The sequence below is a fragment of the Pseudomonas sp. Pseusp10 genome (genome assembly GCF_059492225.1).
The window spans coordinates 1,087,494-1,099,512 of sequence record NZ_CP168528.1 but is presented as its reverse complement, the minus strand read 5'-3'; the positions used below and the strand labels follow the sequence as shown (position 1 = coordinate 1,099,512).

The 12,019-nt window shown below is 58.2% G+C and carries 9 protein-coding genes; 4 read left to right on the top strand and 5 right to left on the bottom strand.

What is annotated here, in order from left to right; translation table 11 throughout:
- Positions 1-8 precede the first annotated feature (8 nt).
- The 4 genes from aceF (at position 9) to msrA (ending at position 7,380) form a co-directional block, all read left to right on the top strand.
- Entirely contained in the window at positions 9-1,964 is a 1,956-nt protein-coding gene (gene aceF, locus ACEN8Z_RS04930) for a dihydrolipoyllysine-residue acetyltransferase (protein WP_495596940.1), read from the top strand.
- A gap of 273 nt (positions 1,965-2,237) precedes the next feature.
- A complete protein-coding gene (locus ACEN8Z_RS04925; protein ID WP_495598086.1) occupies positions 2,238-3,623 on the top strand; it encodes an alkaline phosphatase D family protein in 1,386 nt (461 codons plus the stop codon).
- A 229-nt stretch (positions 3,624-3,852) separates the two neighbouring features.
- A complete protein-coding gene (locus ACEN8Z_RS04920) occupies positions 3,853-6,546 on the top strand; it encodes a putative bifunctional diguanylate cyclase/phosphodiesterase (protein WP_495596939.1) in 2,694 nt (897 codons plus the stop codon).
- Positions 6,547-6,729: 183 nt separating this feature from the next.
- Positions 6,730-7,380: a peptide-methionine (S)-S-oxide reductase MsrA gene (msrA, locus tag ACEN8Z_RS04915; RefSeq protein ID WP_102673187.1), complete on the top strand. Its 651-nt coding sequence runs from the start codon at positions 6,730-6,732 to the stop codon at positions 7,378-7,380.
- Positions 7,381-7,499: 119 nt separating this feature from the next.
- Here the strand turns inward: msrA and ACEN8Z_RS04910 are convergent, their stop codons facing one another.
- From ACEN8Z_RS04910 to ACEN8Z_RS04890, 5 genes are all read right to left on the bottom strand, one after another.
- Positions 7,500-8,339, bottom strand: a complete 840-nt coding sequence (locus ACEN8Z_RS04910) for a 23S rRNA (adenine(2030)-N(6))-methyltransferase RlmJ (protein WP_015093178.1) — start codon at positions 8,337-8,339, stop codon at positions 7,500-7,502.
- A 233-nt stretch (positions 8,340-8,572) separates the two neighbouring features.
- Positions 8,573-8,896, bottom strand: coding sequence for a hypothetical protein (locus ACEN8Z_RS04905; protein WP_495596938.1), 324 nt, complete (start codon positions 8,894-8,896; stop codon positions 8,573-8,575).
- 545 nt (positions 8,897-9,441) lie between these two features.
- Positions 9,442-9,825: a hypothetical protein gene (locus ACEN8Z_RS04900; protein ID WP_495596937.1), complete on the bottom strand. Its 384-nt coding sequence runs from the start codon at positions 9,823-9,825 to the stop codon at positions 9,442-9,444.
- Positions 9,826-10,137: 312 nt separating this feature from the next.
- Positions 10,138-10,527 (bottom strand): hypothetical protein, encoded by a 390-nt coding sequence (locus ACEN8Z_RS04895; RefSeq protein WP_495596936.1) that lies wholly within the window; start codon positions 10,525-10,527, stop codon positions 10,138-10,140.
- Positions 10,524-11,939, bottom strand: a complete 1,416-nt coding sequence (locus ACEN8Z_RS04890) for a PAAR domain-containing protein (protein WP_495596935.1) — start codon at positions 11,937-11,939, stop codon at positions 10,524-10,526. The genes ACEN8Z_RS04895 and ACEN8Z_RS04890 overlap by 4 nt, the downstream gene beginning before the upstream one ends.
- Between the last annotated feature and the right edge of the window lie 80 nt (positions 11,940-12,019).

Sequence of the window (12,019 nt, the reverse complement as noted above, 5' to 3'; positions counted from 1 at the left end):
GAGATTCTGTGAGCGAACTCATTCGCGTACCTGACATCGGCAGCGGTGAAGGTGAAGTAATTGAACTGTTTGTGAAGGTCGGCGACCGTATCGAAGCCGACCAGAGCATCCTGACACTGGAATCGGACAAGGCGAGCATGGAAGTGCCTGCGCCGAAGGCCGGTATCATCAAGAGCCTGAAAGTGAAGCTGGGCGATCGCCTGAAAGAAGGCGACGAACTGCTGGAGCTGGAAGTCGAAGGTGCCGCTGCGCCAGCCCCTGCGGCTGCCGCTGCGCCGGCTGCCAAGGCTGAAGCCAAACCGGCTGCTGCTCCTGCCGCCGCTCCTGCTGCTGCTGCGCCGGCTGCCGCCAGCGTTCAGCAGGTGCACGTGCCGGACATCGGTTCGTCGGGCAAGGCCCAGATCATCGAGATCCAGGTCAAGGTCGGCGACACCGTCGCGGCTGATCAATCGCTGATCACCCTGGAATCCGACAAGGCCAGCATGGAAATCCCTTCGCCTGCCGCTGGCGTGGTCAAGGCCATCAGCGTCAAGCTCAACGACGAAGTCGGCACCGGCGACCTGATCCTGGATCTGGAAGTGGCGGGTGCTGCGGCACCGGCTGCTGCTCCGGCCCAGGCTGCCGCTGCGGCACCTGCTGCTGCACCTTCACCTGCGGCAGCCCCGGCTGCTCCAGTGGCCGACAGCGTTCAGGACATCCACGTTCCGGACATCGGTTCGGCGGGCAAGGCCAAGATCATCGAAGTCCTGGTCAAGGCCGGCGACACCGTTGTGGCCGACCAGTCGCTGATCACCCTGGAATCCGACAAGGCCAGCATGGAAATCCCATCGCCAGCCGCTGGCGTGGTGGAAAGCATTTCCATCAAGCTCGATGACGAAGTCGGTACCGGCGACCTGATCCTGAAACTGAAAGTCAAAGGCGCCGCTCCGGCTGCACCTGTTGCTGCGACCGCACCTGCCGCTGCCGCACCGAGCGCACCTGCTCCTGCTGCTCCTGCCGCCGCTGCACCTGCTGCAACGCCGGCCGCTGCTCCAGCCAAGCCTGGTGCAAAAGTTCACGCCGGCCCTGCCGTGCGTCAACTGGCCCGCGAATTCGGCGTCGAGCTGAGCGCCGTTGGCGCCAGCGGTCCGCACGGTCGCATCCTGAAAGAAGACGTGCAGGTTTACGTCAAGGCCATGATGCAGAAGGCCAAGGAAGCACCGGCCGCTGCTGGCGCAACCGGTGGCGCGGGCATCCCGCCGATTCCGGTCGTGGACTTCAGCCGCTTCGGTGAAATCGAAGAAGTGCCGATGACCCGCCTGATGCAGGTCGGCGCCGCCAACCTGCACCGCAGCTGGCTGAACGTGCCACACGTCACGCAATTCGACTCGGCGGATATCACCGAGCTCGAAGCGTTCCGTGTTGCCCAGAAAGCCGTTGCAGAGAAGGCCGGCGTCAAGCTGACCGTCCTGCCGTTGCTGCTCAAGTCCTGCGCGCACCTGCTCAAGGAACTGCCGGACTTCAACAGCTCGCTGGCGCCAAGCGGCAAAGCGATCATCCGCAAGAAATACGTGAACATCGGCTTCGCCGTCGACACCCCGGATGGCCTGCTGGTACCGGTCATCAAGAACGTCGACCAGAAGAGCCTGCTGCAACTGGCTGCCGAAGCCGCTTCCCTGGCTGAAAAAGCCCGGACCAAGAAGCTCTCGTCGGACGAGATGCAAGGCGCCTGCTTCACCATTTCCAGCCTCGGGCACATTGGCGGCACCGGCTTCACGCCGATCGTCAACGCGCCGGAAGTGGCGATCCTCGGTGTTTCCAAGGCAACCATCCAGCCAGTCTGGGACGGCAAAGCCTTCCAGCCGAAGCTGATGCTGCCGCTGTCGCTGTCCTACGATCACCGTGTGATCAACGGCGCCGCCGCTGCACGCTTCACCAAGCGTCTGAGCGACCTGCTGGGCGACATCCGCACCATGCTCCTGTAACACCGACCGGCCCTCCTTTACCGGAGGGCCTATCGCGTTCCACGTTTCCGAGCGCCACGCTCGTACCTCAACCCCGCCAATTTGGCGGGGCTTTTTTTGCCTGAAGTTCTTACTTAATACGCCTTCCTACAATTGTGGCTGATATAGCCCACAACTCGAATCCATTTCTGCCAGTTATTTACTCGGGCCAAATAATTAGTCTTGGCTGAATGCCCCCCTATTAAAGCCAAAACAACCAACTGACTGATTAACTGGCAGCGAATGGACTCAAACATGCTAAAACCAACTGTCGGCCCGATTATTGGCCACACCACAACTAATCACGCGCGTATCTTTGTGCGCGGCAAAGCGCAAAAAGATGCCCCCGTATTTGCCGGCATTCGTTATCGGCAGCCAGGGCATGAACAATGGCTTAAAAGTATCTTTACAAGGCTGACAAGCCTGCAAGACATGTCCGACGTCATTGTTCTCAATAACCTGGCGGCCGATACCGAATACGAGTACCAGGCCGGCTGGTTCAGCACCACGAGTACCGGGCACACCGAGGAGTCGCTGCAAGAACTGCCGCTGCAATGGCCACAAGAACTCTATCGCTTGCGCACCCGGTCCGGCACTGTCGGCACACCGCGAGCCTATACTGTCGGTTCATGTCGTTACTTGCGGATGACCGCCGGTATCCCGTCGGCGCCACAACTGGGTGACCGGATATTTGCCTCGATGGCACAATTGGCACAACAAGCCAACCCGCCGGTCAGCGCGATGCTGATGACTGGCGACCAGATCTATGTCGACGATTTGAACTTCTTCGCGCCTGACCGCGAATATCAGCAAATACTCGCAAAATACCGTGCGGCGTTCTCCCAGCCACATATTTCCAGGTTAATGGCCAACGTATCGACTTACATGATCCTCGACGATCACGAAATTGAAGATAACTGGCCAAAAAAGAAAAGATCAGGCGATGATGTTCTGTATAAAAACGCCATCACTGCTTATGAGTTATATCAAGCCAGCCACAGCCCGGTATTTGACGATGGCCGGATCGGCCGCCATCCGAAGCACTATTGGTATCAATTCACCGATGGCGATATCGAATGGTTCGTCACCGATAGTCGCACCCGGCGCAATCTGTCCGCCGATGATCGACGCATCCTTGATGTTGAACAGGAACATGCCTTGTGCCAATGGCTGATCCACAGCCCCGCCCAGGTCAGGATGGTAGTCACCAGCGTGATGTTCTTTCCTGACGCCAAACACGACGGGGATGACGCCTGGGGCGGTTTTCCCGGGCAACGGCTGCGCTTGCTGGAGACCATTCGTACGCACCGCATCAGGAACGTCATCTTCATTTCCGGTGATGTTCACGGTTCGCTGACAAGTCGGTTAACCCACAGTGAAGACCAGGACTTCGAAGTGCACACCATCGTGTCGTCGCCATTGTGCAACACCAGACTGCTGCCCTATGCCACTCAATCCAGCTTTATCCTCGACCGACCGCTGGCCCGGAACGCCGCAGGCGAATATCGGCAAGAATTGACCGGCAAAGTCATCAGTCAGGATAACTTCGCGCATCTGGTCATCGATGCCGCACGCATTCAGGTGAATTACCACGATCGGGATGGCAAGTTGCTGCAATCGACAGGCATTGATTTGCGGTGATGGCAAAAAATCGCAGCCTTCGGGACGCCCCCAAAGGCTGCAATCTGATCAATAGCAATACTTTTTGCCGGGCGCTGCAGAAATCTTCACGCCTGCCGACATATTCTTATAGCACTTGGCCTTCATCTCTCTTGTCAGTCGGTGTCGCAATGATGCAACCTTGCCGCAGGCAACAGTAAAGAGGGCGAGAGCCCAGCGCGTTCAGCATATTCGAAGCGAGTTCCCCTCCATGAAAAGCCAACCCGATGCCACCAGCCGTATGGTGGCCGAGGTAGTGACGCAGTTGCCTGTGCCCTCGCGGCTCGGCATGCTGCGTTTCGAACGGCTTAATGAACCCAGCTGGGCGCTGCTGTTTCTCGATCCCAATTGCGAACGCCAGTTCGGCCTGCCCGCCGTTGAGCTGTGTGCGCTGGTGGGCTCGCCCTACGCCAGCCTGATGGAGCCGCAAGCACGCTATCAACTGCACGACGCGATCCAGCAACAGCTGACTGAAAGCACGCATTACCTGATCCGCTACACCCTGCACACCGCCTCGGGCCCCCTGAATCTGCTGGAACTGGGCGAAGCCTACAAACAACACAATCGACATCTGTTACGCGGCTACCTGTTGGTCATTGACGGCCTGTTCGAGGATGACCCGCTGCAACCAGCCCTGGATCTGGAAACCCAGAACTCGCGCCTGCAAATCGCCCTGGAACTCAATCAGCGAGCCCAGCAGGAGCAACTGCTGCATCTGGACCGGGTGCGTGCCCAGCAGGACCTCATTCTGCTGCTCACCCGTCAACGCTACAGCAGCAACAATTCCTTGCGCGAAGCCGCCGAGCTGATCACCCGCAGCGCCTGTAACATTTACGAAATCGACTGCGCCAGCCTGTGGCACCTCGAAGGCTCGATGCTGGTGCCGATCTCGGCCTATCACCGCACGAATCAGGAATACCTGCTGCCGCAGCCGATCGACGTCAGTGTTTTCCCCGATTACCTCGACGCCTTGCACACCGGCCGCGCCATCGACGCCCATAACGCCATGCGCGACCCACGCACCCGGGAGATGGCCGAAAGCCTGCGCCCGCGCGACGTAAACGCAATGCTAGACGCCAGTATCCGCGTCGATGGCCAGGTGGTCGGCGTGCTGTGCCTGGAGCAAACCGGGGCGACCCGCGCCTGGCAGTCGGATGAAATCGCCTTCGCCGGCGAACTGGCGGACCAGTTTGCCCAGGTCATCAGCAACCACAACCGGCGTACCGCCACCAGCGCCCTGCACCTGTTCCAGCGTGCGGTCGAACAAAGTGCCAACGCCTTTCTGCTGGTCAACTGCGACGGCGTGGTGGAATACGTCAACCCGAGTTTCACCGCGATCACCCAGTACTCCACCGAAGAAGTGCACGGTCAGCGCCTGTCGGAACTGCCGGCCCTGGAAAACCTCAGCGAACTGCTGTTCGACGCGCCTTCGGCGCTGGTCAAGAGCAACAGTTGGCAGGGCGAATTCAAGAGCCGCCGGAAAAACCTCGAACCCTACTGGGGCCAATTGTCGATCTCCAAGGTTTACGGCGACAACCGCGAGCTGACTCACTACATCGGCATTTACGAAGACATCACCCAGACCAAGCTCGCTCAGCAGCGTATCGAGCGTCTGGCCTACACCGACAACCTGACCAACCTCGGCAACCGCCCGGCCTTCATCCGCAACCTCGATGAACGCTTCGCCCGGGACAGCGACGCACCGATCAGCCTGTTGCTGGTGGACATCGACAACTTCAAGCGGATCAACGACAGCCTCGGCCACCAGACCGGCGACAAACTGCTGATCAGCCTGGCCCGGCGCCTGCGCAACAGCTTGATCCCGAGCGGCAGCCTGGCGCGATTCGCCAGTAACGAATTCGCCGTGTTGCTGGACAACAGCGATCTCACGGTGGGCCAGCAAGTGGCCAACCAGTTGCTGGCGACCCTCGACAAACCGATGTTCGTCGACAACCAGTTGATCAGCGTCACCGGCTCTGTGGGCCTGGCCTGTGCCCCGCTGCACGGGCGCGACCCGCAAACCCTGATGCGCAACGCCGGGCTGGCACTGCACAAGGCCAAGGCCAACGGCAAACATCAGGTGCAGGTGTTCACCGAAGCGCTGAACGCCGAGGCCAGCTACAAGTTGTTCGTCGAAAACAACCTGCGCCGTGCCCTGACCCAGAACGAACTCGACGTGTTCTACCAGCCCAAACTGTGCCTGCGCAGCGGGCGCCTGCTGGGTATGGAAGCACTGCTGCGCTGGGATCATCCGGAAAAGGGCATGATCCGCCCGGATCAGTTCATCAGCGTCGCCGAAGAAACCGGCTTGATCATTCCGATCGGCAAATGGATCGCCCGCCAGGCCTGCCGCATGAGCAAAGCGCTGACCGCCTACGGCCTGGGCAACCTGCAAGTGGCGATCAACCTGTCGCCCAAGCAGTTCTCCGATCCGGACCTGGTGGCCTCCATTGCCAACATCCTCAAGGAAGAAGCCCTGCCGGCTCATTTGCTGGAGCTGGAGCTGACCGAAGGCCTGCTGCTGGAAGCCACCGAAGACACCCACTTGCAACTCGACCAGCTCAAGCGCCTGGGCCTGACCCTGGCCATGGACGACTTCGGCACCGGTTACTCGTCGCTCAGTTACTTGAAAAAATTCCCCATCGACATCATCAAGATCGATCGAAGCTTCATCCACGAAATCCCGGACAACCAGGACGACATGGAAATCACCTCCGCGGTGATCGCCATGGCCCACAACCTGAAACTCAAGGTCGTGGCTGAAGGCATCGAAACTGCCCAGCAGTTGTCGTTCCTGCGCCGTCACCGCTGCGACGTCGGCCAGGGCTACCTGTTCGACCGTCCGATCCCGGGCAATGAGCTGATCGAAAAGCTCAAACGCTACCCGCGTGGCCCAATCGCCTGACAGACACAGAACCTGTGGGAGCGAGCTTGCTCGCGATAGCGGTGGATCAGTCGACATTGATGCTGAAAGTTATGCCCTCATCGCGAGCAAGCTCGCTCCCACAAGGGTAGTGCGTATCTGGCCGGCATTGGGCACACTGGCAGTCTGTTTATTGACAACTCAACCTGACTGAGAGGACTGATCATGGTTCTGCGCTCGGAAATTCTGGTGAACAAAAACGTGCTCCCTACTAAAGAACAAGCTCTGCCTGGCCGCGAAACCCCGATGAACCTGCCTGAGAAGCACTTTGTCTTCAAGGACACCCCTCTGCTGGGCCCATTCTTCGAGGACGTCGAGTTCGCGATCTTTGGCTTGGGCTGTTTCTGGGGTGCGGAACGCCGCTTCTGGCAGCGCGACGGCGTGGTCAGCACTGTTGTGGGTTACGCCGGCGGCTTCACGCCGAACCCGACCTACGAAGAAGTCTGCTCGGGCCTGACCGGCCACGCCGAAGTGGTGCTGGTGGTATATGACAAGGCCAAGGTCAGCTACCAGGAGCTACTGGCGATGTTCTGGGAACTGCACAACCCGACTCAGGGCATGCGTCAGGGCAACGACATCGGCACCCAGTACCGCTCGGTGATCTACGCCACCTCGCCTGAACAACTGGACGCCGCGCTCAAGAGCAAAGAAGCGTACCAGGCTGAACTGTCCAAGGCCGGCCTCGGTGAAATCAGCACCGAAATCGACCAGGCCCCAACCGTCTATTTTGCCGAGACGTATCACCAGCAATACCTGGCCAAAAATCCGGAAGGCTATTGCGGGATTGGCGGTACAGGCGTGACCTGCCCGATCTAACTACTGCAGGAGCGAGCTCGCTCGCGAAAAACCAAAGGGCGCCGCTGGGCATCTGGTTTTTCGCGTCAACGTTCACCAACTTCGTCGGAACGCCGCCCGGGGGAGCTCGCGCCTACAGATCAACTCTCGGCAATCAACCAATCCATCCGCCACCCACCCTGGGTCTGTCCAAGCTTCTCGGACAACCACGGCAGCAACTCACGCAACTCTTCCTCCAACCCCCACGGCGGATTGGCAATCGCCAACCCGGAGCCGTTCAGGCTGTTCGGCGTATCCAGCGGATGCACCAGCAACTCCACCCGCAACAACTTCGGCGCACCGGTACCGGCCAGGTCCTGGTAGAAACGGCGCAGTGCGCGCTGATCCTTCACCGGATACCAGATTGCCGCCACGGTCTGGCGCATCCGGCCAATCGCTTCTTTGAGCGACGCGGCACAACGCTGCATCTCGTCGAGTTTTTCGAATGGCGGATCGATCAACATCACCGCACGCTTCTCCGGCACCGGCAGCAAGGCCCGCGACACGTGCCAGCCTTCGCCCAGGTGCACCTTGACCCGGCGATCACCGGCCATGTTGTCCTTGAGCAACACGCCGTCTTCCGGGTGCTTCTCGTTGAGCAACACCCGATCCTGCGGACGGGTCAAACGTCGCGCCAGCTCCGGCGACCCCGGGTAATAGCGCAACTGGCCATCCGGGTTCATCTCGTGCAGCACTTGCATGTAATCGGCGGTCAGGATCGGCAGATCCGGCTGATCCCACAAACGCGCAATGCCTTCCAGGTACTCACCGGTACGGCTGGCCTGGTCACCCTGAAGATCATACAAACCGATGCCGGCGTGGGTGTCGAGATAGGCAAACGGCTGCTCCTTGCGCGACATCAGGGCGATGAGGCGGGTCAAGGTCAGGTGTTTGAACACATCGGCGTGATTGCCGGCATGGAAGGCGTGACGATAATTCATGGCTGCTCCTGCGAAGGCCGGGAAGTTTACCTTTTACCGGCCGGCAAGTCAGGGGGTGGCGGCTGAGTGGCCGCTCCGCCCTCCCCTGTGGCGAGGGAGCTTGCTCCCGCTGGGCTGCGAAGCAGCCCCAAAACCTGAACCCCGGCCTGGCCTGGCACACTGCACTCCCCCTGTTCTACAACTGCTACGCAGTTGAACGGGGGCAAGCCCCCTCGCCACAAAAGCACTCTGCGCTACGCCGAAGGCCGCGCCCGCAACCGCCGCCCGATCACATCCAGCACATCACAGCCATCGCGCAATGGAATAGCGCAGAGCAAGGCGAAATCGCTGAGGATGAACGACTCGCACTCGATCGAACCCCGCATGGAGAGGTTCTCAAGCACTTGGGTTACTGCGCGGATTCTGTAGTTGGCAGCGTCAGTGAGGATGTCGAGTGGCGCGTGGGTGTCGACGAACAGGGTGGGCATGTCGTTGCAGTTGCTGGTCAACGCCATGAAGCGGTTGTCGGGATGAGGGATCGGTTTTTCGTAGGGTGGGTCGGGGTGAATTGATTTCATTTTTAACGCTCCAGGGAGGAAATGGACCTGCCATTAGCCTTCCTACGGGCTAGGGTGGCAGCTATGCACGGGGTAGGAATATCGAGACCTGAGAGCAAAACTCGACCACACCGAAGCGTGCCCGCGCATAGCCGCCGCAACTGATCTTACGGCCGCATGCAAACGGCCGCAAACCAAGCAGTGACGCCAATATAGCTCTAACGGTCTTGAGAGGTTCCTACACCCCACCACTGAATAGTCAGTGACCGCCAAAGACTATCGATGGAACTCACATCACACCACTTCATGAAAACCGCTACGTTTTGAAGGAAACGTCCGAGGACCTTGCCCGGAAAATTCGCAGCCCCCCAATCCCCCAAAGAGATTTAAGACTGTTGAGCTCAAGCTGGGTAAGTCGTTGAAGGATAGTGTTAATCCGTAAGGCATCCTCCCAACCCACCCGACGGGAAAGTGGCATGAAGAATGGGCACGCCAACCAAGTTGGGTGCCCATTCTTTGTGGAGGGAAGATTATTTAAGTCGATCTGATCTTCATGAAGACTTTAACTATATCCAATCAGCGGCTGCACCAACGCCACCGAACAACAAAAGCAATCCACAAAGAATCAGCACTCCCCAACGCCAAATGACAAGCTTGCGCTTAAGTGAAGCAGGAAGACTGTTTAGGTCGTCAGCACTTAGAGTGCCATTGTTAATATGATGATCAGGGAACGCGACAAGTGCTGCGATTCCCGCAATCAAATGCAAGTGGCCCCATGCACCGAGACGCCGATAGTGAGATAAAGCCATGACCGCAGTACTGTTTTTCAGATGTTTTAGCATCACGTCAATCTTGGTATAGGACAAGTAAAGTGCTAACCCCATCCAAATAAATATCATCAGCAGGACCGCGCCACCGAAAACGCCGAAAATCAATTTTGTCGGGGTCATTAATTCATCTCGTAAACGATGTCGCCAAACAACTCACCAAGCCCGTTACCCACTGCGCCGCCTACTAACGACCCAGCTGTCACCACCACCACGCCACATACTAAGGCTCCGACTCCTGCCGTAGTCACGCCGACCGCGAGGCAAATCCCACCAACTGTCTTAGCGGTTAAGGCTGTACCTATTACTGCGCCGCTTGGGGATAAGGGGACTGATTTATTTTCATTTGAGCAATAGATGTGCGCTCTGCCCCCCGCTCCCCCACCAACTTTTTTGCTGGCCGCCTAAGAACTGCTCACAACTTAACCACGGGTATTACTCGATGTAGCCAAGTGTGTTGACTGCAAAAAGCGCAAGCAATAGGGCAATACAAGCAACCCCGCCCCAGTGCAACACTATTAGCTTTCTCCTAAGGCCACCAGGAAAGTTATCCAAATCTTTAGCATCGGCCCCACCATCGCGAAGATAAAAATTTGGCATAGTCATCACGCCCATTATTGCACCAAGTACGAACAACCTCCCCCACGCCCCGCCGCTCTTGAAAGTGGCCCTGACCATAATAGATGGGCAGTTTTTCAAATGCTCCAACATTACATCCATTTTGGAGTAGGCCAAATGCAAAGCGATGCCAAGGAAAATGAGAAGGCCGCCAAAACCAGTAATGCTGATACACAGAAATATTTTGTGCGCGACACTCACGCTCATTTCAGAGTCTCGTAGATTATTTCGCCAGTTTTTTCACCCGTTTTGCCGAGGGCAAACCCTGTAGCCAAAGAGCCAGCTCCTGCCACTACAAGCCCACATATCAGGGATCCCGCGCCCGCGGTGGGTATTCCGAGCCCCGCGCAGATAACACCTGCCGTACCAGCCCCAAAGATCACGCCTGCACTACTACCACCGACCATTTCCCCAACAAAGGATCCACCTTCAGTGAACTTCACCTTTTTGCAAGCTTCAGCATCTCCTGCTGTACACACATCCTGAACTTTCATCGCCGACGCCCCTCCACCGACCGCAGTGCCGACCCAGCCACCGTACTTGAGGTACTTAGAAGCCTTGGCCACCCCCTCAGGATGAGTCGCGTATCCCGGCATCTGCCCCACGCCGCCAGCTTCCGTCCAGCGGTGAACCAGGCTGGGAGGCGAGAGGAACATTGCACGATTCAAATTGGGGTGGTCGGGGAAACCGATACCTTTGCGCGTCAGGCTTGTCAGGTGGATATCGAGTTGAGCGAGCAGCTTTTGGCGCTCTACCAGAAACGTCGGTGAGCTCAGGTGGCCATCGCGCAGGAATGAATGCTGATGCAACGCTTCGATTTTTCTCAGGGTGTCGCTGACGTTATCCAGATTGTTTTTGAGAATACTCGCGCCAACGCCGATTGCGGTCGAGCCATGACCCAGGAAGGTCTGGATGGCATCACGGTGCTGCACCATGAAATCCGCTTCTTCCGGACTAAGCGTTTCCAGTATTTGATTGGTCCTGGCCGCCACATCCATGAGCAAGGCTTCTTCACGGGTGCACTGGAAGTTATTGGGATCGCTCAGCACGATCATCGAGCCGGCTTTGACGTCGCGCAGGTTGGGATTGAGCAGCTTGAATTTGCCCATCACCGCCGGGTCGCGCAGGGTGAACAACGAGGCTTCGAGTTGTTCGCGGGTGGTGCTCTTTGGAACGATGTAAAAGCCGGGCTCTACAGCCTGTGCACTGTTGTCACGCATCGGCATGGGAGAGCCTGGTACAGGGGCGTAGCTGGATGATCGTGACGCGGCCGGAGCACTGGCTGCGGCGGGCGAAGCCTGCGCAGTGGTGGTCCGCATGGTGTGTGGTTCCGTACTGCGGTTGGACTCGTACTTCGCCGTGGACTGCGATGGGATAAGCCCGGCTTTGCAAGGACAACTACTGAAGCTATCCAGCGATCCCGCCACCATCCTGCCGTTGCTTTTGATGTATGAAACACCGCCAGTGATCACGTAGGTTTTATTGTCTTTTCCGCAGGAAACCTGGTCCCCGTCACGCGCGTGCGCGAAGCCAAACATCATGATGTGAGTATCGGCTTCCAGAACTTTGCCACCGCAGGTGGTCTTGTCGCCCTCACGAATGAAGTATCCCTTTGCCATTGCTGATTTCCCTCTCTACCGGCGCCTCATTCATGGGAAACGCGCCACTGTTAACGATGGGTAACACCGACTCGGAATGA